Source organism: Baekduia sp., assembly GCF_035685985.1.
GTDB lineage: Bacteria > Actinomycetota > Thermoleophilia > Solirubrobacterales > Solirubrobacteraceae > Baekduia.
Genome location: NZ_DASRZV010000004.1, coordinates 91,690 through 117,496, shown reverse-complemented (window position 1 = coordinate 117,496; position 25,807 = coordinate 91,690). Strand labels below are relative to the sequence as shown.

The following is a 25,807-nucleotide window of genomic DNA, read 5'->3' as shown; positions in this document are numbered from 1 at the left end:
CCGTTCAGGCCGCGGTCAGGTGGGCCGGGCATCCTGGACGCGGATGTTCGAGCACATGGATCCGATCGGCGTGGTGTGCGGGCTCATGGCCGTCCTCGCCTACCGCCACCTCTGGCATCGCTGACGCGGCGATGGTCGTCGGCGCGGCGTGGTGGCGGCGTCGCCGCGGGGGCCGACCGCGCCGGCGCGTGCTCGGGATTGCTTTCCTGTAGGGGTGCTCGCCGCCCTCGTCAGCGTCGACCCGCTCGGAGACCGCGGGAACCAGACGTCCTCCGCGGCGTTCCTGGTGCTGCTGTCGTTCGTCGTCGCGTTCCTGGCGATCCGCACCAGCGCGCGCATGACGCGCTCGGTCTCCTGGTGGCCCGGTTCGGTGCGCACCGGCGACGTCCACCTCCACCACCTGGTGTGGGGCATCTGCCTGATGATGCTCTCCGGCTTCCTGGCCTTCGTGGCCACGCCGGGCACGCCGTTCGCGCACCTGACGGCGATCGGCTTCGGCGTCGGCGCGGGCTTCACGATGGACGAGTTCGCCCTCTGGGTCCATCTCGAGGACGTCTACTGGGAGGAGGAGGGCCGCCGGTCGATCGACGCGGCGGTCATCGCCGTCGCGTTCGCCGCGATGGTCGTGGCCGGGACGACGCCGTTCGGCCTCGACGACCCCGGCTCGGTCACCGGCACCGCGGTCGTCGTCCTCGGCGTGCTCGCGCTCTCGGTCCTGTGCTTCATGAAGGGCCGGATCCTGCTCGGCGTGCTCGGCCTGTTCGTGCCGCTGTTCGGCCTGGTCGGCGCCTTCCGGCTCGGGCGGCCGGGCTCGCCCTGGGCCCGCCACCGCTACTCCGAGGGCCGCATGGCCCGCGCGCGCGACCGCTTCTCCGACGACCGCCGCCTCGAGCGCGCCCGCCACCGGATCGTCGACGCGCTCATCGGCAAGACCACCGAGCGCAGCGGCGGATCCGACGCCGAGGACGCGTCGGCCTAGCGTTCAGGCAGCGTTCAGCCGGGACCGCGCACAGTGTGCGGTGCGATGGTCTCTCACGAGCTCTCACCGGTCGGGCCGCGTCGGGCGCTCGTCTTCTCGGCCGACGTCGGGGAGGGCCACCTCGCCGCGGCCCGCGCGCTGGCGGAGGGGCTGCGGGAGCTGGGCATCGACGTCGTCGAGGAGGACGGCCTGGCCGCGCTGGGCCGGGTCGCGCGCTGCATCATCCGCGACGGGTACCGGCTGCAGCTGCGCATCGCGCCGTGGTCCTACTCGCTCGTCTACGCCCTGTTCAACCGCAGCGTCGTCGGACGCCGCGTCGGCGAGCTGCTGCTGAGCGCCGCGGGCGGGCGCCGGATGGTCCGGATCGTCCGCCGCGCCGCGCCCGACCTCGTGATCTCGACCCACCCGGCGCTGACCTGCGTGCTCGGCCGCGCGCGGCTGCGGCGCCGGCTGGGCGTCCCGCTGGTCGTGCCGATCACCGACTTCGCCGACTACGCGCTCTGGGCGCACCGCGGCGCCGACGTCCACCTCGTCATGCACCCGCACGCGGTCGCGGCCGTCGACCGCCGCGCCGGACGGGGCCGGACGGCGCTCGTCGCGCCGCTGGTCGCCCGCCGGTTCCGCGAGCCCCTGCCCAAGCCCGCCGCCCGCGCCGCCCTGGAGCTGCCGCCCGACGGCACGCTCGTCGCGGTGTCGGGCGGTGGCTGGGGCGTCGGCGACCTCGGCGGCGGCGTCCGCGCCGCGCTGGACGCGGGCGCGACGACGGTCGTCGTCGTCGCGGGGCGCAACGAGACCGCCCGGGCGCAGCTGCGGCGGCGCTTCGCCGGCGACGCGCGCGTCCACGTCTGGGGCTTCGCCACCACCATGCACCTGCTGATGCGGGCGGCCGACGTGCTCGTGCACTCGACCGGCGGCGTCACCTCGCTGGAGGCGCTGAGCTGCGGCTGCCCGATGATCGCCTACGGGTCGACCGTCGGGCACATCCGCGTGCACAACCGCACGATGGAGCGCCTCGGCCTGATCGAGGTGGCGGGCGGCCGCGAGGACCTCGCCGACCGGCTGCGCCGGCACCTCGACGGCCCGGTCGTCGAGGCCGCGCCGGCCCTGCCGGCGGTCGCGCTGGACCCGGCGCTGGCGGCGCTCCAGGCGCGGCTGTCGGTCCGGGTGCTGCCGACGTGGCGGATGGCGCTGGAGCGCGCGACCGCGATGGTCGCCACGGTCGCGGTCATGTTCGCGTCGCTGGCCGCCAACGACCCCTACAGCTTGGTCGCCAAGCCGCTGGAGATCCGCCCCGCCTCGCACCTCCAGACGTCGACGCCCGCCGCCGGCCTGGTGGTGCTGGGCGCCGGGAGCGACCTGACTCCGACGGCCGCGCGGCTGGCGCGCCTGGGCCTGCACGTCTCGTTCGCGGTGCGGGCCCCGACGTCCGGCGCCGGGCTCGGCGCGTTGGGCCGCGACGGCGACGACGTCCTGCCGACCCTGCCCGGCTCGGCGACGGTCCGCTGGCTGAAGACCCGCGGGATGCTCTCCAACGCGCCGAGCATCGACGGCCGCCGGCTCTACCTCGTCCCGGCGGGCGGCCTGAGCTTCGGCCAGTACCTGCTGGGCCGGACCGTCGGCGCCTCGCCGGTCACCGGCCGGGTGCGCCTGGACGCGAGCGAGGTCAAGACCGCGCCGCTCGTCCAGCCGGGCGACGTCGTCGTGCTCACCGTCCCCGGGCACGACGCGACCGCGGCGGCCCGCGCGGTCGCCCGCTACGCCGGGCGGCTGGCGGCGGCCGGCGTGTCGGTCGCGCCGCTGTCGGTGCTGGAGTCGGCGTCGACGAGCCCGCGCACCGCGGGCGACGCCATCAGCACCAGCGCGCAGCCGACGACGAGCACGAGCCCCCCGGCCATCGCGACGCCGTGGCCCCAGCGCTCGGACACCAGCAGGGGCGCGGCGGCCACCGGCACGACGACCTGGACGACGAAGACCACCGGCGCGACCTGCGTCGCCGGCCGCCGCTGCAGCGCGCTCATCTCGCAGAGCAGGCCGGCCCCGGAGGCCAGGCCGGTGGCGACGGACCACGCGCCCACGGCCGCGAGATGACCGCCGTGCAGCGCATCGGCGACGAGCTTGGTCGACAGGCCGCTCCACGCCAGCGCGGCGCCGGCGGCGACCATGAGCGCGGCGCCGCCGCCGTGCCGCCGCCGGAAGACCAGCAGCGGCAGCACCGCCACGAGCCCGACGCCGGCCAGGACCGCGGTGAGCGCGACCGGCGCCGCGTGGCGGGTCGAGGGCTCCGGGGCGACGGCCGCCAGCAGCACGACGCCCGCGAGGATCCCGCCGACGGCCAGGACCTCGCGCGCGCCGACGGGCTCGTCCAGCCGCCGCGCGCCGACGACCAGCAGGAGCACGAGGCCGAAGGCCAGCGAGGGCTGGACCACCACCAGCGGGGCCAGCAGCAGCGCGGCCGTCTGCAGCGGCCACCCCAGGACGTTGAGCGCGGTGCCGGCCAGCCACCGGCGCCGGCGCACGAGCGTCAGCAGCAGCGACGCGTGCAGGCCCTCGTCGTGCGGGACCTCGCGCGCGTCGAGCGCCTGGAGCGCCAGGCCCAGGTTGTACAGCGAGGACGCGCCGCAGCCCGCGGCGGCTCCGAGGAGCACCGACGACATGAACGACACGCACCATAGGGCGACGGGCGTCGCGATGGCGGGGTCGCTCGCCCTGGCCGCGCACGCCGGGCCCGCGCTCGGCTCGGTCCTCCCCGCGCTGCGCCCACCGCTGGGCGTCCGCGATCGCTTGGCGGATCGGACCATGGTCGCGCTGACGTTCGACGACGGGCCCGACCCGCGCGGCACGCCCGCGATCCTCGAGGTGCTGCGCGCGCACGCGGTCACCGCGACGTTCTTCGTCTGCGGCGAGCAGGTGCGCGCGGCGCCCGCGCTGGCCGAGGAGATCGTCGCCGCCGGCCACGAGATCGCCGTGCACGGCGACCGCCACCGCAACCTGCTGCGCGTGCCGCCCGCGGCGCTGGCGCGCGACCTGGCCGACGCCGAGGCCGCGATCGTCGCGGCCTGCGCGCGGGCGCCGCGGCTCTACCGGCCCCCGTACGGCGTGCTCAGCGGCGCGGCGCTGGCGATCGCCCGGCGCCGCGGATGGCAGCCGCTGCTGTGGACGCGCTGGGGCCGCGACTGGCGCGGCGCGGCGACCGCGTCCTCGGTCGCCGCGGAGGTCACGCGCGACCTGGTCGGCGGCGAGGTCCTGCTGCTGCACGACGCCGACCGCTACTCGGCGCCCGGGTCGTGGCGCACGACGGCGGCGGCGCTGCCGATCGCGATCGAGCGCGTCCGCGAGCGCGGGCTCGCCTTCGGCGGCGTCGGGCGATGACGCCGACGGTCGGCATCTGCGAGGACGACGAGAGCGTCCGCGAGCTGCTGCGCGGGGCGCTGGAGGCGGCGGGCTACGCGGTGGCGGCGACCGCCCGCGGCGCCGAGGCGGTGACCGCGTTCACGCGGCGCCCGCCCGACATGATCATCTTGGACATCGGCCTGCCCGACGCCGACGGCCGCGACGTCTGCCACGCGCTCCGCGCGCGCGGCGTGGCCTGCCCGGTGCTGTTCGTCTCGGCGCAGGACGACCGCGAGACGCGCCGCGGCGCCCGCGAGGCCGGCGGCGACGACTACCTCGCCAAGCCCTTCGCGCTGGCCGAGCTGCTGCGGCGCGTGCGGCGGCTGGCTAACGGTCCTCCGGCGGCGCCGTCAACACCAGCCGCGTCCCGTAGTACGGCTCGCCCTCGCGGACGAACCAGCCGTTGAGCCGGCGCAGCGTGAACGGCACGCCGCCGACGACCAGCGTGCGGCCGCCGTCGCGCACCTCGTCGACGACCGCCCGCTCGACGACGCCGAGGTGCATCACGGTCACCGGCATCCCCGGATAGGGCAACGGTCGTGAGCTTCCGCCCGGCACAGGGGACGGGGATAGCACGGTCAGCGCCGGCGGTAGCGCTCGAAGATCGCGCCCGTGTCGAACGTCCGGGTCTCGACGAGGTCGAACGCGATCGCCTCGGGGACCGGCGGCAGGTGCCGCGTGCCGCCGCCGACGACGACCGGGAGGCGGAAGACGCGCAGCTCGTCGACGAGGCCGAGGCCGATCGCCGCCGCGGCCAGCTCGGCGCCGCCGATCGAGACGTCCTTGTCGCTCGCGGCGAGCGTCGCGGCGACCTCGTCGGCCAGCGGCCCCGCGGCCAACCGGGCGTTGCCCTCGACGCGCTCGAGCGTGCGGCTGAAGACGACCTTCGGCAGCGCGCGCCAGACGCCGGCGAACGCGACCCCGGCCGCGTCGTCGCGCGGCGGCGGATCGGCGTCCCAGACCGCCATCATCTCGTAGAGCCGGCGCCCGAGCAGGTAGGCGCCGAGGTCGCCCACCTGCTCGAGGTGGAAGGCGAACAGCTCGTCGCTGGGGACGCCGCCCCACGCGATGTCGCCGTCGCGGTCGTTGATGAAGCCGTCCACCGAGACGCTCACGGAGTAGATCAGCACCGGGTCGGTCACCTCAGCGATCCTGGCGGGCGTGCCGGACGGTCCCGACGAGCACGACCGCCCACACCGCGAACGCCACCCAGACCCAGACGCGCGCGAAGTCGGTCACGCCGCCCGCGTGCGCGGCGGCGCCGACGGCGAAGGAGCAGACGGCGTACATCCCCAGCGGGAACACGGTCGACCAGCGGTGCGGGTCGTAGGCGGGCCGCGGCCACCGCGCCTCGGCGACCAGCAGCGCGACGAGCCACAGCATCGCCGTCGCCCACAGGACGAGCGCGACGTCGCGCAGCGGCGCGTGGGCGCCGGGCCAGACGCCGAGCGTCGCGGTGCCCGAGGTCAGCAGCCCGGCGGCGAGCGCCGCGATCGCCACCGCGCCGCCGGCGATCCAGTGGTCGCCCCGGCCGACCGCGAGCTGCCGCGCGTCGAAGCGGGCGATGACGTAGGCGTAGCAGAGCAGCCCGAGCGCGAACGGCGCGAGCGCGACGACCAGCAGCCAGGCCGCGCGCTCGGCCTCGGCGACCGTCGCGGCCAGCACGGCGAGCGCCTCGGGCGCCACCGCGACCAGCAGCTCCACGCCGACCGCCGGGCGCTCCAGCGCGCCGAGCACCGGCTCCAGCAGCGCCGCCCAGAGCAGCGCGGCGATGCACAACGCGGCGATCCCGGCCCACGTCCAGCCGAGCAGCGTCAGGCGGGTCCCGAGCACCGCGGTCGCCGCCGAGCCGGTCAGCGCGGCGGGCGTCCGGGCGTCGCCGAGCAGCCCGGCGCGGTCGCCGACGGCGCGCCCGATCACGGCGGCGGCCAGCAGCAGCCACAGGGCGGCCGCGAGGGCGAGCACGATCCGCGACAGCGCCTCGTGGCCGTCGTGCTCCAGCGCCACCGACACGATGCCGGTGCCCATCACGATCGCTCCGGCCCCGGGCGGGACGGCCACCGGGCCAGGGCGGTGTCGACGCGGGGCGGGCACAGCACCGTCCAGTCTCGGCGCGGGCCGCGCCGCGCGCAAGCTCCCCGCGTCCGGGTCAGCCGGCGCCGGCGAGCAGGCCGTCGATCGCGGCGAACAGCCGCCGGCGCAGCGCGGCGGACGGCTCGACGTCGACGGCGGCGCGGACCAGGCCGAACAGAAGCGTCGTGGTCGCGGCGGCCTCGGCGGCGCCGAGGCCGGTCGCGCGCAGCAGGTCGGCCAGCGGCGCCAGGACGCGGCGGTGGCCGTCGGCCAGCTCCGCGCGCGTGGCGTCGTCGAGCGCGCGCTCGGCCTCGGGCGCGGCGCGGACCAGCGCGTGCTCGGGCCGGCGGGCGTAGGCGACCTGGTGGTCGACCCAGCGCCCGATGCGCTCGGCGACGTCGCCGTCGGCGCCCAGGAGCCGGGCGGAGGTCGCCGCCTCGGCGTCGAGCTCGCGCCGCAGCCAGCGGGCGAGGATGTGCGCCTTGTCGGGGAAGTAGCGGTACAGCGACGTGCGCTTCAGGCCGACGGCGAGCGCGATGTCGCCGAGCCCGACGTCGGCGTAGCCGCGCTCCAGGAACAGGCGGATCGCCGCCGCGAAGACGGCCTCCTCCTGCTGGGCGACGTGCTCGGCGACGGTGTCGGCGCTGATCCGCGGCACGCGGTCATCCTGCCACGAGCGCGCCCTGGGTCAGCCGCAGGTGCCGGTCGGCGTGCGCGAGCGGCGCGTCGTCGTGGGAGACGACGAGGGTGGCGACGCCGTCGTCGCGGGCCGCGCTCGCCAGCAGCCGCGCGATCTCGGCCGAGAGGTCGGGGTCCAGCGCCGCGGTCGGCTCGTCGGCCAGCAGGACCGTCGGGCGCGCCATCAGCGCGCGGGCGACGCCGACGCGCTGGCGCTCGCCGCCCGACAGCCGCGCCGGCAGCGCGTCGGCGCGATGGGCGACGTGCGCCCGGGCGAGCAGCTCGTCGGCGCGGCGGCGGGCCGCCGCGCCGTGCTCGCCCCGCACGTGGGCGACCAGCTCCAGCTGCTCGCGCGCGGTCAGCGACGGCAGCAGGTTCGCCGACTGGTAGACGAGCGCCACGTGCTCGCGCCGCGCCGCGGTGCGCGCCCGCTCGCTCAGGCCCGCCGTCGGAGCGCCCGCGACCAGGACCTCGCCCCGCGCGGGCCGTCGCAGCAGCCCGGCGTAGGTCAACAAGGTGGACTTGCCCGACCCCGACGCGCCGGTGACGACGACCAGCTCGCCCGGCGCGAGCGCCAGGTCGACGCCGTCGAGCAGAACGCGCGTCCGCTCGCCGTCGGGCACCTCGACATGGAGGCCTCGGAGCGCGAGCGCGGCGCCGGTCACGCCTCCACCCCCAGCGCGATCGCCGGCTCGACGCGCGCGATCCGCCGGAACGCCACGAGGCTCCCGGCCAGGCCGGCCGCCACGAGCAGCGCCGCGCTCGCGGCGATCCCGCCCGGCCGCAGCGCGACCGGCACCGGTCCGCCGTCGAGCGCCGCGACGATCGCCGTCCCGGCCGCCGTGCCCGCGACGGTCGCCAGCACGACGATCACGAGCATCTGCGCCACCCCGTCGCGCACCACGTAGGCCGTCGACGCGCCCATCGCCTTCAACAGCCCGATCTGGCGCGTGCGCTGGACGGTCAACACGGTGAAGAACGCCCCGACGACCAGCGCCGAGATCGCCAGCAGGAACGCGCGGATGAGCGTCATCGTCGCGGTCTCCGCCGTGAACCCCGGCGAGCCGTCGTAGGCCTGGGCCTTGGTCTTCAGCTCGGTGCCCGCGCCCGCCGCGGCCGCCGCCGTCCCGGCGTCGCGCGGCAGCCGCAGCGCGATCGCCGAGTAGCGCCCGCGCGCGTCGTTGCCGTAGGCGATCCGCTGCCAGGAGGCCAGCGAGGTGTAGGCGATCGGCACGTGCCCGTAGGACCCGGAGTAGGTGAAGCCGAGCACCGGCAGCACGACGTCGGAGCCCGCGATCCGATAGCGGACGCCGTCGTCGCGCAGCTCGCGCGCGAGGACGAGGCCGTGCAGCTCGCGCGCCCGCCGCGCGTCGCCGGCGGCCAGGAAGTCGGTCGCCCGCACCCCGAAGAGCGCGAGGTCGATCGACGGCTCGCCCCGACGCCCGCCCACCGGCGCGCCGTTGACGAACGACACGCCCAGCGGCGCCGCCTGGACCCCGGGCCGCGCCCGCCAGGCCGCCAGCGCGCGGCCGTCGAGCGTCGAGCGGCTGAACACCGCGTCGCTGTGCGGCGCGAACGCCAGGTGGGTGATCGGCAGCGCGCGCAGGCCCGAGGTCCCGTCGCGCACGAGCCCGTCGGCCAGGCCGCAGAGCACGGTCGACAGCACGGCGACCAGGGCGACGACCGACGCGATCAGCGCGAAGCGCCGCCCGCCGCGGCGCAGGTCGCGCAGCGCGAGGAACATCAGGCTCGCCAACTTGTCGACATCGTGTCGGCATCCTAGCGGCGCCGCGCGGATGGGGACCTTCCCCCATGGACCGCCGCGGGCGCGGGGTCGACACTGGTCCCGTGCACTGGCGGCCACGATCGTCGTTCGAGCGCCAGCCTGGCGGGGTCGGTCGGCCGCGGCCTGTGGCAGCATCGACCGGTGATGGACGGCGGCAACACCGGCTTCCCGATCCCAGGCGTCCGTCGACCTAGGTTCCGCAAGACCTTGGCACGTCGCCTGCTGCTGGCCTACGCCGCCGTCCTCGGGTGCGCCGTCCTCGTCCTGGTCTTCGCGCCGGTGACGATCTCGGTGCCGGTCTCCACCACCGAGCTGATCGGGATCCTGCTCGCCTTCGCGGTGATGCTCGTCGTCACCGACGCGCTGCTGCGCCGCGTGCTCGCGCCGCTGCACCGCCTGACCGAGCTGATGCAGACGATCGACCCGCTGGCCCCCGGCCAGCGCGTGGCGATCTCCGACGACGCCGAGGAGGTCGCCCGGCTCAGCGAGTCCTTCAACATGATGCTCGACCGCCTGGAGCGCGAGCGCCGCGAGAGCGCCCGGCGGGCGCTGCGGGCGCAGGAGGGCGAGCGCCGCCGGGTCGCGCGCGAGCTGCACGACGAGGTCGGCCAGGTCCTGACCGGCATTGTGCTGCGCAGCGAGACGCTGGCGCGGCTGGCGGGCGACAACCTGCGACCGGGGCTGGAGGAGCTGCGCGAGGCCGCGCGCGAAGGGGCCGAGGACGTGCGCCGGATCGCCCAGCGGCTGCGGCCCGAGGCGCTCGACGAGCTGGGGCTGCAGAGCGCGCTGCTCGGGCTCGTCGCCTCGATGTCGGAGAGCTCGGGCCTGGAGGTCGACCGCGACCTCGGGCGCGACCTCGGCCTGGACTCCGAGCAGGAGCTCGTCGTCTACCGCGTCGCGCAGGAGGGCCTCACCAACGTCGTGCGCCACGCGCGGGCGCGCCACGTCTGGCTGCGGCTGGGCGCCTGCGCGGACGGCGTGGAGCTGGTGGTCGGCGACGACGGCGGCGGGCTGCCGCGCCACGCCGACCAGATGGGCAGCGGCATGCGCGGCATGCGCGAGCGCGCCGTGCTGATCGGCGCCCGCTTCGACATCGGCGCGCGTGACGGCGGAGGCACCGAGCTGCGGCTCGTGCTTCCGCGGGAGGAGCTGCGATGAGCGTCCCGCTGACCGCGCGCGTGCTGCTGGCCGACGACCACCCGATCGTCCGCCACGGCCTGCGCGACCTCCTCAACGCCGAGCCGGACTTCCAGGTCGTCGCCGAGGTCTCCGACGGCGCCGAGGCCGTCCGGCGGGCGTCGGAGGAGGACATCGACCTCGCGATCCTCGACGTCTCGATGCCGCGCATGACCGGGCTGCTGGCGGCGCAGCAGCTCAACGCGCGCGGGTCGCGCCCGCGGTTGTTGATGCTGTCGATGCACGAGAACGAGCAGTTCCTGTTCGAGGCGCTGCGCGCCGGCGCCTCCGGCTACGTGCTCAAGACCGCCGCCGACCGCGACCTCGTCCACGCCTGCCGGGCGACCATGCGCGGCGAGACGTTCCTCTACTCCGGCGCCGTCGCCACGCTGGTGCGCGACTACCTCGAGCGCGAGCCCGGCGCCCAGACCGCCGACCTGCTCACGCCGCGGGAGCTGGAGGTGCTCAAGCTCGTGGCCGAGGGGCACACCAGCGACGAGATCGCCGAGCTGCTGGTCATCAGCCGCAAGACCGTCGACCGCCACCGGGCCAACATGCTCGAGAAGCTCGGCATGCGCGACCGGGTCGACCTCACCCGCTACGCGATCCGTCGCGGCCTGATCGTCCCCTAGTGTCGGCGAGCCGGGCCGGCCCGCCCCGGGCTCAGCTGACCGACAGGATCGTCAGCCGCTCGGTGCGGCCGCCGGGCAACGCCGCGCCGACGACCTCGCCGGCGCGGCGTCCCAGCAGCACGGCGCCGATCGGCGACCGTGCCGAGACCGACGTGCCGTCCGACGCGGCGACCGCGCCGACGACCTGGTAGCGCTTGTGGAGGCCGGTGCCCTCGTACCGGACCTCCACCGTCGACCCCAATGCCACCACGCCGGTCCCCGTCTCCCCTTGGACGACGACCGCTTCCGACAGCAGCTGCTCCAGCGCCTCGATGCGCCGGCCGGTCACGGCCTGCTCGCTGCGCAGCTGCGCGATCTCCTCCGCGGCGTCGGCGCTGACGAACGCGCGGGCCTCGCGGCCACGCTCGCGCAGCGTCCGGTCACGCCGGTCCCGCAGGCGCGCCAGCTCGTCCACGGCGGCCGCGTGCTCGGCGGCGGTCATCCGCGGCGAGACGTAGGCGGCGTCGACGACAGGATCGGGAGACGTCATCGATCAAGGATGCGCACGGCGCCCCCGCCCGCCAATGGGTAGGGCTCCCCATCCGCGGGGGCAGTGGGTAGGCCTCCCGCCGCGCATGGGGTCGCCGCCCGATCGTCGCGCGGGCGCCGGGCCAGGACACTGGCCCCACGATGTACCAGCCCATGCACCACGTCGCGGTCACCCCGCGACGCACGCCGGACGACCTGCGCACGGTCGCCGAGCTCGACGACCGCATCGGCGTGCTGTCCGCCTACTTCGCCACCGGGCCCAACTCGCCCGACGCCCGCGCCCTGCGCGACAAGCTGACCGTCCTGTGCGAACGCGCGCGCTCCTGGCGCGCCCGCGACCGCCGCGCGCTCTCGCACGCCGCCGATCGCCTCCTGCAGCGCGTCCGGCAGCCCGCCGCCACGAGCAGCACCGCCGCGTTGGCGGTCTACTGGCGGCTGGACGCCGGCGAGAGCGTGGAGCTCGCGCTGCCCTCCGCCGTCGGCTGCACGGCGACGGTCGCCGCCCACGCCCAGCTCGGCCCGCTGTGCGAGGCGATCCAGGCCGGGCGGCCGGCGGGGGTCCTCCACGTCGACGACGACCTCGGCGCGCTCTACGAGATCGCGGGCGCCGCCCCCGTGCCGCCGCGCCTGCTCGCGCGCTCGGCCATGCGCATGCGCGACGCGGCGCTCGAGCACGGACGGCGCCACGGCTGGGACCTCCTGCTCGTGACCGGCCGCGGGGAGGGCGTGGACCAGATCCTCGGGATCGGCTCCGACGAGCCGCCGACGGTGATCGACGGGCGGCCCACCGTGGCGATGACCTCGCCCGCCTGGCGCGCCACCGCGGCCTGCGCGATCGCCTCCGAGCGACGCCGCCGCGCCTCGCGCGAGCTGGCCGCGCTCCTGGACCAGGCCCACCACGGCGACGGGGCGGCGATCTGCGACCTCGAGTCGGTGCGCGGCGCGATCCCGGGCGGCCGCGTCCGCAAGCTGCTGGTCGCCACGCCCTACCGGCCGCCGGGCCCGGCCGTCGGCGTCGCGCCGTGGCCGCAGGCCACCGAGGCGCTCCTGCACGCGGCCGCGCTCGGCGACGTCGCGGTCAAGGTCGCCCCGGCCGGACCGCGGCCGCTGGACGCCCCGCTGATCGTCGCCCAGCTCGACCGCTTCGACGAGCGCCCCGCGCGGGACCTCCGAGCTTCCTGACCCCGAGCGCGGGGATTTTGGGACTCCGTTGAACCGGCGGACGCCACTGGCGCCGCGGGCCGCGCGGATCTAGCGTGTGGGCGTGGCCTCCGAAGCACCCCCGCTGCTGCACCTGTCGCTGATCGTCGGGTGCGCGCTGGTCGACGACGCCGACGCCCGGCTCGGGAAGGTCGAGGACCTCATCGTCCGGCTGGGCGACGCGGGCTACCCGCCGATCACCGGCTTCCTCGTCTCGGTCGCCAAGCGCCACTCGTTCCTGCCGGCCGAGGCCGTCTCCGACGTCGCCCAGGACCGGGTCGTGCTCGGCCGGCCCCGCCTCGACCTGCGGCCGTTCGAGCGCCGGCCCGAGGAGGTCCTGCTCAAGGAGGACATGTTGGACCGCCAGCTCATCAACCTCGACGGCGCGCGCCTGGTCCGCGCCAACGAGATCGAGCTGGCGCGCGTCGAGGGCTGGTGGCGCGTGGTGGGCGTCGACGTCGGCGCGCGCGGCGCGATGCGCCGCCTGCTGCCGCGCGTCGCCGGGCGCCACGTGGGCACGGGCCAGTTCGTGGACTGGGCGAGCGTCGAGCCGTTCGTCGGGCACGTGCCGTCCGTCCGCCTGCTCATCTCCCACCCCAAGCTCGCGCGGCTGCACCCGGCGCAGATCGCCGACCTCGTCGAGGCCGGGTCCCACGCCGAGGGCGACGAGATCATGCGCGCGGTCCGGGCCGGGGACACCGAGCTGGAGGCCGACGTCTTCGAGGAGCTCGACGACCACCACCAGCTCGAGTTCCTGCGCGAGCGCTCGGACGCGGAGATCGCCGCGGTGCTCGCGCGGATGGCGCCCGACGACGCCGCCGACGTCGTCGCCGAGCTCGACGACGCGCGCCGGGACGCGATCCTCGCGCTCCTGCCGCCCAACGCCCGCCGCAAGGTGCGGATGCTGTTCGGCTTCGACCCCGCCGAGGCGGGCGGCCTGATGAGCACCGAGTTCGTCTGCGTCTACCAGCACGCCACCGTCCAGGAGGCGCGCGACCGGATCCAGCGGGGCGACGTCGCCGACGAGCTGCTGACCAACGTGTTCGTGATGGACACCCACCGCCGGCTGGAGGGCTCGGTGCCGGTCGCGGCGCTGCTCCGCGCCGAGGAGGACACGCCGGTCGCGGAGCTCCTGACCAGCGCCGCGCCGTCGCTGGTGCCGGACGCCCCCCTCGAGGAGGTCGCCCGGCTCATGGCCGACTTCAACCTCACGGCGGTCGCGGTCGTCGACGACGAGCAGCGGATGATCGGCGTGATCACCGTCGACGACGTGCTGGAGACCATGCTGCCCAAGGGTTGGCGGCGGCGGTTCGGCCTGCTGGGTGACGGTTGAGATGGTTGACACGTGGCCGCCCGCGTCCCGGACAGCCTGCGACGTGTCCTGGCGCTGTTCGCGCTGCTCGGCCCCGGGCTGATCGCCGCCAACGCCGGCAACGACGCCGGCGGCATCGCGACCTACAGCCAGGTCGGCGCCAAGTACGGCTACGGGCTGCTGTGGATGATGGTGCTCATCACGTTGTCCTTGGCCATCATCCAGGCGATGGCCGCGCGGATGGGCGCGGTGACCGGCAAGGGGCTGGCCGAGCTGATCCGCGAGAACTACGGCATCCGCTGGTCGGCGTTCTCGACGGTCGCCGTCCTGATCGCCAACCTCGGGGTCTGCATCTCGGAGTTCGTCGGCATCGGCGCCGCGCTCCAGCTGGCGGGCCTGCCCGCGCAGGTCACCGTGCCGATCGCCGCCGTCGGGATCTGGTTCATCATCGTGCGCGGCTCCTACCGGTCGGCGGAGAAGGTCTTCATCGGGCTGACGCTCCCGTTCTTCGCCTACCCCATCGCCGCGATCCTCGCCCATCCCGACTGGGGCGACGTCGGCCGGGCGATCGTCGAGCCGCGGATCCATCGCGACAGCGCCTACCTCCTGCTGTTCGTCGCGACCGCCGGCACGACGATCACCCCCTACATGCAGCTCTACCTGCAGTCGGCGGTCGTCGAGCGCGGCGTGCGCGTCGAGGGCATCAAGAAGGAGACGCGCGAGGCGGCCTGGGGCGCGGTCTTCGCCGACCTCATCGCCGCGTTCATCATCATCGCGACCGGCGCGACGCTGTTCACCCACGGCATCCACGACGTCACCTCGGCCTCCGACGCGGCCAAGGCGCTGGAGCCGTTCGCCGGCCGCTACGCCGAGGCGCTGTTCGGGATCGGCCTGCTCGGCGCGAGCCTGCTGGCCGCGGCGATCCTGCCGATCGCCACCAGCTACGTCGTCAGCGAGTCGCTGGGCCTGGAGAAGGGCATCGGCCGCCTGCCGCGCGAGGCCCCGGTCTTCGTCGCGATCATCACCGCGATGATCGTCGTCGCGACGCTCGTCGCGATCGTCCCGGGCATCCCGGTGATCTCGCTGCTGATCGGCGTGCAGGTCGTCAACGGCGTCCTGCTGCCGATCAACCTGTGGTTCATCTGGCGGCTGTCGCGCAGCGTGGCGCTCATGGGCGAGCACCGCAACCACGGCGTCATCGACGTGCTGACCGCTGCCACCGTGCTGTTCAGCGGGTCGCTCTCGCTGATCCTCGTCGTGGTCACGCTGCTCGGGCTGTGAGCGGACGGGAGCGGCGGGCGGGTCAGGTCGCGATCAGGACCGCGAGCCCGAAGACGAAGCCCGCGGCGGCCAGGGCGCCGACGAGCGGGATCGGCGGCCCGCCGTGGATGCCGGTCTCGTGGATCACCGCGTGGCCCTTGCCGCGGGCGATCAGCGCGCGGTTGACCGGGACGGTCGCGGCGCCGGCGACGGCCAGCGAGAACGTCAGGCTGCCCCAGAACAGCAGGTCGCCCAGGCCGGCGTCCATCGCGTCGGGGACCACGGCGACGATCGTGTTGTCGATGACCTCCATCGTGGCGATCGACAGCGTGTCGGAGGCCAGCGCGATCGGCACCACCGCGGCCATCGCCATCCCGGCGCGCAGCAGCGGCAGGCTCGTCAGCCCGTAGCCGAAGACGAACGCCAGCACGACCGAGAGCAGGATGCTGACCGCGTTGGAGGCTCCGATCGCGGTCGCGATCACCATGCCGAGGATCTCGCCGATCGCGCAGCCCGCGAGGCAGTGCAGCGTGGCGTTGACGGCCGTCCGCGTCAGCGCGCGGCCCGAGGACGGCATCGCGTGGTGCTGGTGCCCGTGGTCCATGAGCCCATCGTAGCGATACCCCTCAGGGGTATCGATCCCAACGGGACGTTCAGGAGGGGTTCAGGTCGACGCACCACCCTGGAGACCGACCACGGAGTCACATGATCGAGGTCGAACACGTCACCAAGCGCTACGGCGAGAAGGTCGCGGTCGACGACCTGAGCTTCGTCGTCCAACCGGGCATCGTCACCGGCTTCCTCGGGCCCAACGGCGCGGGCAAGTCCACCACCATGCGCATGATGCTGGGGCTCGACGCCCCGACCGAGGGGAGCACGCGGGTCAACGGCCATCGGTACCGCGACCTCCCGGCGCCCATGCGGGAGGTCGGCGCGATGCTCGAGGCCCGGGCGGTCCACACCGGCCGCTCGGCCTACCACCACCTGCTGGCGATGGCCCAGACCCACGGCATCGGCCGGGCGCGCGTCGACGAGCTGATCGCGCTCGTCGGCCTCGAGCACGTCGCGCGCAAGCGCGTCGGCGCGTTCTCGATGGGCATGGCCCAGCGGCTCGGGGTCGCGTCCGCGCTGCTCGGCGACCCCGGCATCGTGATCCTCGACGAGCCCTCCAACGGCCTCGACCCCGAGGGCATCCTGTGGATCCGCAACCTGTTGAAGGCCTTGGCCGCCGAGGGCCGCACGGTCTTCCTGTCCTCGCACCTGATGAGCGAGATGGCGCTGACCGCCGAGCACCTCGTCGTCATCGGCAAGGGCCGGCTGATCGCCGACACGAGCGTCGCCGAGATCGTCGCGCAGGCGTCGCACGACGACGTCGTGCGCGTGCGGACCCCGGACGCCGGCACGCTGCGCGACGCGCTGGTCGCCGCGGGCGCGACGGTCTCGGCCGCCGAGCGCGAGGCCCTGGACGTCCGCGGCCTCCCCGCGCCGCGCATCGGCGAGTTGGCCGCCCGGACCCACGTCGTCCTGCACGAGCTCACGCCGCGGACGGCCTCGCTGGAGGAGGCGTTCATGCGCCTGACCGGCGACGCGGTGGAGTACCACGCCGCGGCCGCCGCGGCGGCCTCCGGCGCGATCCTGGGCCCGATGGAGCCCGCGGAGCCCGCGCCATGAGCGCCGCCACGGCCGACACCGCCGCCGCGCCCCGGGAGCGCGGGCGCGGGCGCGTGACCCAGCGCCACGTCATCCGCTCGGAGTGGACCAAGCTCTGGAGCCTGCGCTCGACGCGCTCGTCGCTGCTGTCGGCCGTCATCGCGATGACCGGCCTCGGGATCCTGATCGCGGTCATCCAGATGAACCGCTGGGCGCGCCTGGACCCGCTCGAGCGCGCCCGCTTCGACTCGCGGAACATCGGCGTCGGCGGCTACCACCTCGCGCAGCTGGCGATCGGGGTGCTCGGCGTGCTGATCATCTCCGGCGAGTACTCCACCGGGATGATCCGGTCGAGCTTCATGGCCGTGCCGCATCGGCTGCCGGTCCTCTGGGCCAAGCTCTGCGTGTTCTGCTCGGTGACGTTCGCGACGATGCTCGCGTCGACGTTCGTCTCGTTCTTCGTCACCCAGGTGATCGTCCGTCAACATCACCAACAACATGCGCTGAGCGACCCCCACGCGCTGCGCGTCGTGATCGGCGCCGCGCTCTACCTGACGGTCCTCGGCGCGCTGTGCGTCGGGCTCGGGACGCTCGTGCGCAGCACCGCCGGCGGCATCGCCGCGTTCGTGTTCCTGCTGTTCGTCCTGCCGGGGATCACCGCGATCCTGCCGCACACGACCGCGGACGCGATCGACCCCTACCTGCCGCTGAACGCCGGCACGGCCGTGGCGACGAGCACGTTCGAACCCGGCCCGCACCTCGCGCCCTGGACCGGCTTCGCGCTCTTCTGCGGCTACGCGGTCGCGGCGATCGCCGCCGCGGCGGTCGGGCTCGTGCGCCGCGACGCCTGACGTCGTCGCCGCAACGCGGACATCGGCGTCCCGCTTTCGTCACCGAACGTTGACCCCGGCGCCGGTCGGCGGATCGACGATGCACGTCCCAGGCCGCGCGCCAGGAACGTGCGCACGGCACCATCCGTCGAAGGAGCAGTTGTTGTCCCTGTCGCTCATCGATCGGGGTACGCCACGGACGTGGCGCACGCTGATCGCTCTGCCGCTGGCCGCGCTGGCGCTCGCCGCCGCCGCCCACGCTCCCGCCGCGCACGCGGCCGGAACCGACCCCGTCACCATCCCCGACGCGAGCCTCAAGGCCGCGATCAACAAGACGCTCGGCGCCGGCCGCGCGACCACCCAGGACGTCACCGAGGACGAGGCCGCGACCGTCACGGCCATCGCGAGCACGAGCTTCCCGAGCCCGGTCGCCGACCTCACCGGCGCCCAGGCGCTCACGAACCTCACGTCGCTGGCGCTCCCCTCCCCGGCGGGCGGCCAGCCGACCAACACGTTCACCGACCTGACGCCGCTCAGCGGGCTGACCAAGCTCAGGACGCTCACCTCCGGCTACGGGACGGTGAGCGACCTCGCGCCGCTGTCCGGCCTCACGGGCCTGACGACGCTGACGTTCTCCAGCAACCAGATCAGCGACCTCGCGCCGCTGTCGGGCCTGACGGGCCTGACGTCGCTGGACGTCAACAACAACCAGATCGGCGACGTCGCGCCGCTGTCCGGCCTGACGCACCTGACGACGCTGAACCTCGGCACCAACCAGATCCGCGACATCAGCCGGCTGCCCCAGATGAAGGCGATGGTGACGCTGACGCTGAACCACGACCTGATCCTCGACGTCAGCACGCTGCCCGACAAGCTCGACGCGACCGTCCTGCGCAAGCTGGACCTCGGCTACAACCGGATCTCCGACGCCTCGCCGCTGGCCCCGCTGGGCCTCGACGGCGGCCTGCTGGGCAGCGCCGCGACGCTGGTCACCGGCATCCTGCTGCAGAGCAACCGCATCGCGGACTTCTCCGCGTTCCGCGGCTGGCCCAAGCCGCCGACGTCGACGCGCTCCCAGACCCAGACGGTCTACGCCGGCGAGTACGCCGACGGCGGCGTGCAGGTCGCGCTCAAGCCGGCCGACGGCACCCTGACCCCGGCGGTCTCGCCCTCGACGGCCGGCGCCTACGACGCGGCCACGGGCACCCTCACGCTCACCGACGCGACGCTGCCCAGCGTGACCGTCACCCCGTCGTGGACGGTCCTCTTCAGCGACGCGCCCTACGACCCGCTCGACGACACCGGGCCCCACGTCTCCGGCACCGCGCAGGTCGGCAAGCCCCTGCAGGTCGCCGACCTCGGGACCGCGATCGGCAGCGGCTGCGTCTCCTCCACCGCGCAGTGGCTGCGCGACGGCACGCCGGTGCAGGGCATGCCGCACTTCGCGTCGCTGGACACCGTCGTCAGCGAGGTGTCGGTCATGGGCAGCCCGGGCGACCAGCCCGGCTACATGGTGTCGGCCACCGACCTCGGCCACCGCCTGTCGGTGCGGGTCACCTGCCAGGACAACGGCCAGACGAGCACCTCGACCCCGACGGCGATCGTGACGGCGGCCGCCGACGACCAGCCGGTCATCCAGTCCCTGGACGGCGCCACCGGCTTCGGCGGCGCCAACAACTACGCCAACGCTCCGGCGCAGGTCGGGGTCGTCGGCGACCCCACCAACCCGACGCTGCCGATCTACGTCGCGCAGCTGGACGCCAACAAGAAGCTCGTCGACCCCTCGCGGCTGCAGGTGACCGTCGACTCGGTGAGCTACTACAGCAACGGCCACGACCCGGTCTCGCTCGACGGCGTCAAGGTCACGGGCACCGGCGCGCAGCGCACGGTGTCGGTCACGCCCGATCACGTCACCGACCTCAACGGCGACGCGATCGTCACGCTGGCCGTGACCGGCACCACCGGCCTCGTCAGCAAGATGCAGTTCGTCTACCAGGCCTCGGTGGCGACCACGCCGACGAGCCGGGTGCTGATCGGCTCCAGCGACGCGTCGACGGCGATCGCGGTCGGCGACGGCTACTGGATGGTCGGCGACGACGAGAAGTCGGCGATCAGGTTGTATGACTCGACGAGGTCGGGCCGCGAGGTCGCGCAGTTCCTGCCCGCCGGCGGGATCTCCGGCGAGCGCGACTACGAGGCGGCGGCGCGCAAGGGCGACCGGATCTGGTGGTTCGGGAGCCACGGCAACGACAAGGACGGCAAGCTCCAGACGTCGCGCGACCAGATCTACGAGACGCGGCTGACCGGGACGGGCGCCAACGCCAAGCTGACGTCGGTCGGCGTGGTGTACAAGAACCTGCGCACCGACCTGATCGCCTGGGACCAGGCCAACGACGACCGGTTCGGCTTCGCCGCCGCCCAGACCGGGCTGCCGCAGGCCTTCGCGGGCTTCGACCTCGAGGGCGTCGAGCTCTCGCCCGACGACCGGGAGCTGTACCTCGGCTTCCGAGCCCCGGTCGCGCCGGCCGTGGCCGGGGGCAAGGCGCTGATCGTGCCGGTCACGAACCTCGAGGCCCTGACCGGCGGGACGGCCACCAAGGCGACGTTCGGCGATCCGATCCTGCTCGACCTGCACGGCGAGAGCATCCGCGAGATCCGCAAGAACGCCAACGACGAGTACCTGATCCTCAGCGCCCCGGCCGGCACCTACAAGGCGGCGCCGACGCAGCACCTGTGGGCGTGGAACGGCGAGGCGGCCACGCCGCCCCAGCAGCTCACCACGTCGATCCCGACCGACGTCGAGCCGATGTACAGCGACAACGCCGGCGTCTGGGAGGGCATCGGCGAGGTGCCCGACCACCTCACGCAGGGCGCGCCGGTCCGCCTGATCATGGACCAGGGCTACGACAAGCTCTACGGCGGCTCCACCGAGAACAAGAAGGCCGGCGAGCTGGGCAAGGCCCGCACCGACGTGGTCGAGCTGTCGGGCCCGATGGGCACGGCGGTGACGCTGAGCGACCCGGGTGCCTTCGGCGCCCAGCCGGCGCAGACGATCGGGGCGGCCAAGACGGTGACGTTCTCCAACGTCGGCGCCAACCCGGTGCACGTCGGGCCGCTGTTCACCGAGGACTCCGACGACGCGTCGGCGGAGGACTTCCTGCTCAGCAACGACCGCTGCTCGCGGACGACGCTCCAGCCCGCCGAGTCGTGCACGGTGCGCGTGCGGTTCGCCCCGTCGCGTGCGCGCACGACGTCCACCGCCACGCTCGTGGTCGCCAGCGACGTGGAGGACGGCCGCAGCACGGTCACGCTGACCGGCGCGTCGACCGACCTGCCGCGCGGGGCCGACGGCGCGGATGGCGCGGACGGCGCGGACGGCGCGGCGGGTCCGCGGGGGCCGCAGGGCGACGCGGGCGCCGACGGCGCTCCGGGCGCGACCGGCGCGACCGGCCCGCAGGGCGCCGCCGGCGCCCAGGGTCCGGCGGGCGCCCAGGGCGCGACCGGCGCCCAGGGCCCCAAGGGCGCCACCGGCCCCAAGGGCCCCGCGTCGAAGGTCACCTGCACGGTCAAGCGCGTGGGCAAGGTCGGCAAGACCAGCATCACGTGCAAGACGACCGCCGCCGGCTCGCGCGCCCGCGCGACGCTGACCCGGCTGGGCAAGACCTACGCGTCGGGCACGGTCGGCCGGCTGAAGGCGAGGCGCTCGATCGCGAAGGGGTCCTACCGCCTGCGCGTGACGACGGGCAAGAAGACCACCATCTACCCGATCGACCTGTAGCACTCGCGGCCCCCGGCCGTCGCGTCGCCCTCCGGGGCGGCGCGGCGGCCGTCGCCGTTCTCCCGGCCGCCTCAGGCCGGGAACGCCGCCGACGAGAACGACCGCGTGTGGACCACCGGCTCGCCCGCGGCGTCGGAGGCGTCGAGGTCGACCGTCGCCACGATCGCGAAGTCGTGGTGGCCCTCGGGGTCGTCGACGATCTGGCGGGCGGTCCAGACGCGCCGCCCGTCGTCGGCGCCGCGGCCGCCGTCGCGGTCGATCATCAGCAGCCGCGGCGAGCGGGCGCCCGGGCCCGAGCCCATCGACTCGTGCTCGTCCCAGTAGGCGCCCAGCGCGTCCTCCCAGGCGGCCGCGGTCATCGTGGCGCGCGTGGGCGGGTCGGTCAGCGCGCCCGCCGCGGCGTCCAGCTCGGCCAGCGCGTCGTAGCGGTCGCGCGCGGCCAGCGCGACCTTCTGGAACATCGCGTTGCGGACCATGACCGTGAACGCGCGCTCGTTGGCGGTGATCGGCCGGGGCGGCGGCGGGGCGGGTGGGCCGCCGTCCGCGATCGCCTCCGCCGCCCGGGCGACGGCCTCGGGATCGGTGAGCGCCTCCCACTCGTCCAGCAGGCTCGAGTCGGTCTGGCGCACGGTCTCGCCCAGCCAGTCGATGATCTCGTCCAGCTCCGCGGTCCGGATCGGCTCGGGCACCGTCTGGCGCAGCGCCCGGTAGGCGTTGCTGAGGTAGCGCAGCACGAGGCCCTCGGAGCGCGACAGGCCGTAGTGGGCGATCAGCTCGGTGAACGTCCGCCCCCACTCGTACATGTCGCGCACGACCGACTTCGGCGAGAGGTCGGAGTCGCGGACCCACGGGTGCGTCTCGCGGAACACGTCCAGCGCGGCGCGCAGCGGCTCGTCCAGCGGCTTGGGGTAGGTGACCTCCTCCAGCAGCTCCATCCGCTCGTCGTAGTCGATCCCCTCGGCCTTCATCTCGGCGACCGCCTCGCCGCGGGCCTTGAACGCCTGGGCGGCGAGGACGGGGAACGGGTCGTCGAGGATCGCCTCGACGACCGAGAGGACGTCGAGCGAGAACGTCTCGGCCTCGGGGTCGAGCAGCTCGAACGCGACGAGCGCGAACGACGCCAGCGGCTGGTTGAGCGCGAAGTTCTCCTGCAGGTCGACCGCCAGCCGCAGCGTGCGGCCGTGCTCGTCGGGCTCGGACAGCCACTCGACCACGCCGGCGTCCAGCAGCTCGGTCCCCAGCGCCTGGGCCTGCTCGGAGAGGCGGCGCCGGCCGCGCTCGTCCTCGTGGTTGTCCTCCATCAACGCGCGCATCGTCGCGACCGCGTCGCCCGGCTGGTTGACGACGTTGAGGATCATCGCGTGGTTCACGCGCATCCGCGAGACGAGCGGCTCGGGGACCGCGTCGCGCAGGCGCTCGAACGTCTCCTCGGTCCAGCTCACCTCGCCCTCGGGCGCCTTGCGCGTCTGGACCTTGCGGCGCTTCTTGGGGTCGTCGCCCGCCTTGGCCAGCGCGCGCGTCCGCTCGATCACGTGCTCGGGCGCCTGCACCACGACGTAGCCGGAGGTGTCGAACCCGGCGCGCCCGGCGCGTCCCGCGATCTGGTGGAACTCGCGCGCCTTCAGCAGCCGGTGACGCGCGCCGTCGTACTTGGCCAGGCCGGTGAAGACGACCGTGCGGATCGGGACGTTGATGCCGACGCCGAGCGTGTCGGTCCCGCAGATCACCTTCAACAACCCGGTCTGCGCGAGCTGCTCGACGAGGCGCCGGTAGCGCGGCAGCATCCCGGCGTGGTGGACGCCGATGCCGCCGCGGACGAGCTTCGACAGCGTCTTGCCGAACCCGGCCGTGAAGCGGAACGCGCCGATCGTCGCGGCGATCGCGTCGCGCTCCTCGCGGCTGCACAGCTTGGCCGACAGCAGCGACTGCGCGCGCTCCAGCGCCGAGGCCTGCGTGAAGTGCACCACGTAGATCGGCGCCTGGTCGATCGCGACCAGCTCCTCCAGCTTCTCGTGCAGCGGGTCCAGCGACCACGAGTAGGTCAGCGGCACGGGCCGCCGCGCGTCGTCGACGATCGCGGTCTCGCGGCCGGTGCGCCGCGTCAGGTCGGTGGCGATCTCGCGGACGTCGCCGAGCGTCGCCGACATCAGCAGGAACTGGGCCTGCGGCAGGGACAGCAGCGGCACCTGCCAGGCCCAGCCGCGCTGGCCGTCGGCGTAGAAGTGGAACTCGTCCATCACGACCTGGCCGACGTCCGCGCCCGCCCCCTCGCGCAGCGCGATGTTGGCCAGCACCTCGGCCGTGCAGCAGATGATCGGGGCGTCGGCGTTGACCGACGCGTCCCCCGTGAGCATCCCGACCCGCTCCGCGCCGAAGACCTCGCACAACGCGAAGAACTTCTCCGACACCAGCGCCTTGATCGGCGCCGTGTAGAACGTCCGCCGCCGCTGGGCCAGCGCGGCGAAGTGCGCGGCGATCGCGACCATCGACTTCCCGGAGCCCGTCGGCGTGGCCAGCACGACGTTGTTGTCGCTGAACAGCTCGATCGCCGCCTCCTCCTGGTGCGGGTAGAGGCTCAGGCCCTCCTCGGAGGCCCAGGCGGCGAACGCGTCGTAGAGGCCATCGGGGCTGGGCGGGTCGGGAAGCGCGTCGGCGAGCGTCATCGGTCGCCTTGGACGCTAGCTGCCGCCGCTCGCGCGCGGCCCGCCCGCGCGGCCTCAGCGCCGGCGCTTGGGCGCGCAGGTCCGGTAGACGCGGCGCAGCGTGAGGTCGCGGCCGTCGGCGAACGCGACCGTGACCGCCACGGCGTAGGTGCCCTTGGGCAGGCCGGCCAGGACGATCGGCGCCGTGCCGCGGACCTTGGGGTGCGTGGCCTTGCGGTGGGCGACCTTCACGGTCAGGCGCGCGATCTTCGTGCCGGCCGGCGCGCGCAGGTGCAGCGTGATCCGGCGGCGGCTGACGCAGGTCCGCGCGGACGGCAGGCCGATCACGGCGCTCGCCGCGGGCAGCGCCTTGGCCTTGGGCTTGGGCGCGATGGCGAGTGGCGTGCCGCCCCCGGCCGGCGGCGTCCCACCGCCCGCCGGGGCGTCCCCGCCACCGCCGGCCGGGACGTCCCCGCCGCCGGTCGGCGGCGTCCCACCGCCGCCCTCGGCGTTCTTGATGTCCTGCTCCAGCGCCGCCTGCGTGGCCTCGGCCATCAGCACGTTGGTCAGCTCGGTCGTCCCCGTCGCGGGCACGTGCAGCGCGTAGGTCGCCGTGTACCCGCGCGCGAGGATGAACCGGATCCCGGCCGGCGCGACGCTGGACGTGATCGCGCCGACCCCGGTGCTCGTGTCGCCGTCCGGCGCGCCCTCGGCGTGGAAGCGCGTCGTCCACGGCGCGGTGGCCGGCGGCGCGACCGCGTCGCCCGTGACGTGCGGCGCGTAGCCCGGCTCCCCCGGGAAGCGCCACGTGCGCGCCGGCGACGTCAGCGACGCGCGGTTGGCGAGCACCAGGCTCACCGTGTGCGCCTGGTGGTCGGTCGCGCTGAAGGTCCATCTGCGCGTGACGACATGGCCGCTGGGCGACAGCGACGTCCGCAGGTCCAGCGCGACGCCCGCGTCCTTCAGCGGCGGGCACGTGAAGCCGGCCGGCGAGAAGTAGTTGGGGTCGGCGCCCGTGCACTGGACGATCAGGTCGTGCTCGTCGGTGACCAGCGCGCCGTCCGGCGCCTGCGAGGACGTCGCCGTCACCGTCGGGAACGGCGTCAGGTTGTTGAACACGAACTGCATCGACGGCGTGATCGCCTGCTCCCACGTCGGCCCGAGGTAGGCGTTGGTGGCGTCGACGACGATGCCGGTCGCGGTGCTCGTCGGGTCGGGGCCGGTGGCCGGGTCGGTCCGCGGGATCGCGTCGGCGCCCGCGAAGACGCGTCCGGCCTCCTCCGGCGCGGGCGCCAGCAGGTACATGTCCTCGACGCCGCCGTCGGCCGCCGACGACCAGTCCGCGTCGCCCTCGGCGCCGTTGGCCAGCGCGAAGAAGTCATAGCGCTTGCCTTGGTTGACGCCGCCGTTGGCGTCCTGCAGCCCCGTGCCCTGCAGCAGGGTGTCGAGCACGCGCAGGCGCGGGCCGGCGTAGCCGGCGGGCGTGGTCGGCACCGCCTGCCCGGTGGGCAGCGCGACCAGCAGGCAGTTCTGCTGCTGCGGGGGCAGCGTGACGTTCGTGGCGTGGAAGCCGCCGCCGCTCGCGTCGAGGGCGCCGCCGCCGGCCAGGACGCCGGAGAACGACCAGGTCCCCGCCCGGCGGTCGGCGCAGCGCAGGTCGACCTGGGACGCGCCGGTCGCGGTGCCGTCGACCGCGGCGACCACGCCCGGGTGCGTGTCGTTGTCGTAGACGAAGGTCGCGCCGTCGGCCGGCGCGGTGACGGCCGAGGTGGCGGCGCCGGCGACGCCGGGCAGCGCGAGCGCGGAGGCCGCGGTCAGCGCGGCGGTGGCGGTGGCGGTGGGGAGCGAGAGGGAGATGCGCACCCCGGGACCGTCGCGCGCGGGCGACGATCC

The 25,807-nt window shown here is 74.9% G+C and carries 22 protein-coding genes; 12 read left to right on the top strand and 10 right to left on the bottom strand.

Annotation, left to right across the window (positions count from 1 at the left end):
- The first annotated feature begins 214 nt into the window (after nucleotides 1–214).
- The 4 genes from VFG42_RS01330 (at nucleotide 215) to VFG42_RS01315 (ending at nucleotide 4,776) form a co-directional block, all read left to right on the top strand.
- Nucleotides 215–979, top strand: coding sequence for a hypothetical protein (locus VFG42_RS01330; RefSeq protein ID WP_324904427.1), 765 nt, complete (start codon nucleotides 215–217; stop codon nucleotides 977–979).
- A gap of 45 nt (nucleotides 980–1,024) precedes the next feature.
- The gene (locus VFG42_RS01325) at nucleotides 1,025–3,067 is read left to right on the top strand and encodes an MGDG synthase family glycosyltransferase (RefSeq protein WP_324904425.1); all 2,043 of its coding nucleotides are present in this window, start codon (nucleotides 1,025–1,027) and stop codon (nucleotides 3,065–3,067) included.
- A gap of 564 nt (nucleotides 3,068–3,631) precedes the next feature.
- A complete protein-coding gene (locus tag VFG42_RS01320; RefSeq protein ID WP_324904423.1) occupies nucleotides 3,632–4,348 on the top strand; it encodes a polysaccharide deacetylase family protein in 717 nt (238 codons plus the stop codon).
- Complete coding sequence (locus tag VFG42_RS01315) at nucleotides 4,345–4,776, top strand: response regulator (RefSeq protein WP_324904421.1); 432 nt, start codon at nucleotides 4,345–4,347, stop codon at nucleotides 4,774–4,776. The genes VFG42_RS01320 and VFG42_RS01315 overlap by 4 nt, the downstream gene beginning before the upstream one ends.
- On the opposite strand, the gene VFG42_RS01310 is transcribed toward VFG42_RS01315, so the two are convergent.
- The 6 genes from VFG42_RS01310 to VFG42_RS01285 all read right to left on the bottom strand — a co-directional run bounded on the left by VFG42_RS01310 (nucleotide 4,697) and on the right by VFG42_RS01285 (nucleotide 8,876).
- Nucleotides 4,697–4,903 carry a hypothetical protein gene (locus tag VFG42_RS01310; protein WP_324904419.1) on the bottom strand — a complete coding sequence of 69 codons (207 nt, stop codon included), beginning with the start codon at nucleotides 4,901–4,903 and terminating at the stop codon, nucleotides 4,697–4,699. The genes VFG42_RS01315 and VFG42_RS01310 overlap by 80 nt on opposite strands.
- 44 nt (nucleotides 4,904–4,947) lie before the next feature.
- A complete protein-coding gene (locus VFG42_RS01305; protein WP_349260369.1) occupies nucleotides 4,948–5,499 on the bottom strand; it encodes a dihydrofolate reductase family protein in 552 nt (183 codons plus the stop codon).
- Between the two features lie 13 nt (nucleotides 5,500–5,512).
- Nucleotides 5,513–6,430, bottom strand: a complete 918-nt coding sequence (locus VFG42_RS01300; RefSeq protein WP_324904415.1) for a hypothetical protein — start codon at nucleotides 6,428–6,430, stop codon at nucleotides 5,513–5,515.
- Nucleotides 6,431–6,518: 88 nt separating this feature from the next.
- Entirely contained in the window at nucleotides 6,519–7,100 is a 582-nt protein-coding gene (locus VFG42_RS01295; protein ID WP_324904413.1) for a helix-turn-helix domain-containing protein, read from the bottom strand.
- 4 nt (nucleotides 7,101–7,104) lie between these two features.
- The gene (locus tag VFG42_RS01290) at nucleotides 7,105–7,785 is read right to left on the bottom strand and encodes an ABC transporter ATP-binding protein (protein WP_324904411.1); all 681 of its coding nucleotides are present in this window, start codon (nucleotides 7,783–7,785) and stop codon (nucleotides 7,105–7,107) included.
- Nucleotides 7,782–8,876, bottom strand: coding sequence for an ABC transporter permease (locus tag VFG42_RS01285; protein WP_324904409.1), 1,095 nt, complete (start codon nucleotides 8,874–8,876; stop codon nucleotides 7,782–7,784). The genes VFG42_RS01290 and VFG42_RS01285 overlap by 4 nt, the downstream gene beginning before the upstream one ends.
- Before the next feature lie 237 nt (nucleotides 8,877–9,113).
- On the opposite strand from VFG42_RS01285, the gene VFG42_RS01280 reads away from it, so the two are divergent.
- Nucleotides 9,114–10,064 carry a sensor histidine kinase gene (locus VFG42_RS01280; protein WP_324904406.1) on the top strand — a complete coding sequence of 317 codons (951 nt, stop codon included), beginning with the start codon at nucleotides 9,114–9,116 and terminating at the stop codon, nucleotides 10,062–10,064.
- Nucleotides 10,061–10,714, top strand: coding sequence for a response regulator transcription factor (locus VFG42_RS01275; RefSeq protein ID WP_324904404.1), 654 nt, complete (start codon nucleotides 10,061–10,063; stop codon nucleotides 10,712–10,714). Before VFG42_RS01280 ends, VFG42_RS01275 begins: the two co-directional genes overlap by 4 nt.
- 31 nt (nucleotides 10,715–10,745) lie before the next feature.
- On the opposite strand, the gene VFG42_RS01270 is transcribed toward VFG42_RS01275, so the two are convergent.
- Nucleotides 10,746–11,243: a GreA/GreB family elongation factor gene (locus tag VFG42_RS01270; RefSeq protein ID WP_324904402.1), complete on the bottom strand. Its 498-nt coding sequence runs from the start codon at nucleotides 11,241–11,243 to the stop codon at nucleotides 10,746–10,748.
- Between the two features lie 140 nt (nucleotides 11,244–11,383).
- On the opposite strand from VFG42_RS01270, the gene VFG42_RS01265 reads away from it, so the two are divergent.
- The 3 genes from VFG42_RS01265 to VFG42_RS01255 all read left to right on the top strand — a co-directional run bounded on the left by VFG42_RS01265 (nucleotide 11,384) and on the right by VFG42_RS01255 (nucleotide 15,035).
- Nucleotides 11,384–12,424, top strand: a complete 1,041-nt coding sequence (locus VFG42_RS01265) for a hypothetical protein (RefSeq protein ID WP_324904400.1) — start codon at nucleotides 11,384–11,386, stop codon at nucleotides 12,422–12,424.
- Nucleotides 12,425–12,506: 82 nt separating this feature from the next.
- Entirely contained in the window at nucleotides 12,507–13,775 is a 1,269-nt protein-coding gene (locus tag VFG42_RS01260) for a magnesium transporter MgtE N-terminal domain-containing protein (RefSeq protein ID WP_324904397.1), read from the top strand.
- A gap of 12 nt (nucleotides 13,776–13,787) precedes the next feature.
- On the top strand, nucleotides 13,788–15,035 hold the full coding sequence (locus tag VFG42_RS01255) for an Nramp family divalent metal transporter (protein ID WP_324904395.1): 1,248 nt from the start codon (nucleotides 13,788–13,790) through the stop codon (nucleotides 15,033–15,035).
- Between the two features lie 22 nt (nucleotides 15,036–15,057).
- Here VFG42_RS01255 and VFG42_RS01250 read toward each other — a convergent pair whose 3' ends face one another.
- A complete protein-coding gene (locus VFG42_RS01250; RefSeq protein WP_324904393.1) occupies nucleotides 15,058–15,618 on the bottom strand; it encodes a DUF4396 domain-containing protein in 561 nt (186 codons plus the stop codon).
- 101 nt (nucleotides 15,619–15,719) lie between these two features.
- Between VFG42_RS01250 and VFG42_RS01245 the strand changes: the two genes are divergently transcribed.
- The 3 genes from VFG42_RS01245 to VFG42_RS01235 all read left to right on the top strand — a co-directional run bounded on the left by VFG42_RS01245 (nucleotide 15,720) and on the right by VFG42_RS01235 (nucleotide 21,272).
- Nucleotides 15,720–16,685, top strand: a complete 966-nt coding sequence (locus VFG42_RS01245) for an ABC transporter ATP-binding protein (protein WP_324904390.1) — start codon at nucleotides 15,720–15,722, stop codon at nucleotides 16,683–16,685.
- A complete protein-coding gene (locus tag VFG42_RS01240; RefSeq protein WP_324904387.1) occupies nucleotides 16,682–17,515 on the top strand; it encodes an ABC transporter permease in 834 nt (277 codons plus the stop codon). Before VFG42_RS01245 ends, VFG42_RS01240 begins: the two co-directional genes overlap by 4 nt.
- 142 nt (nucleotides 17,516–17,657) lie before the next feature.
- Nucleotides 17,658–21,272: a leucine-rich repeat domain-containing protein gene (locus tag VFG42_RS01235; protein WP_324904385.1), complete on the top strand. Its 3,615-nt coding sequence runs from the start codon at nucleotides 17,658–17,660 to the stop codon at nucleotides 21,270–21,272.
- 71 nt (nucleotides 21,273–21,343) lie between these two features.
- Here the strand turns inward: VFG42_RS01235 and VFG42_RS01230 are convergent, their stop codons facing one another.
- Together VFG42_RS01230 and VFG42_RS01225 are read right to left on the bottom strand one after the other, a co-directional pair.
- Nucleotides 21,344–23,935 (bottom strand): DEAD/DEAH box helicase, encoded by a 2,592-nt coding sequence (locus VFG42_RS01230; RefSeq protein WP_324904383.1) that lies wholly within the window; start codon nucleotides 23,933–23,935, stop codon nucleotides 21,344–21,346.
- Between the two features lie 54 nt (nucleotides 23,936–23,989).
- Nucleotides 23,990–25,777, bottom strand: coding sequence for a hypothetical protein (locus VFG42_RS01225; protein WP_324904381.1), 1,788 nt, complete (start codon nucleotides 25,775–25,777; stop codon nucleotides 23,990–23,992).
- Between the last annotated feature and the right edge of the window lie 30 nt (nucleotides 25,778–25,807).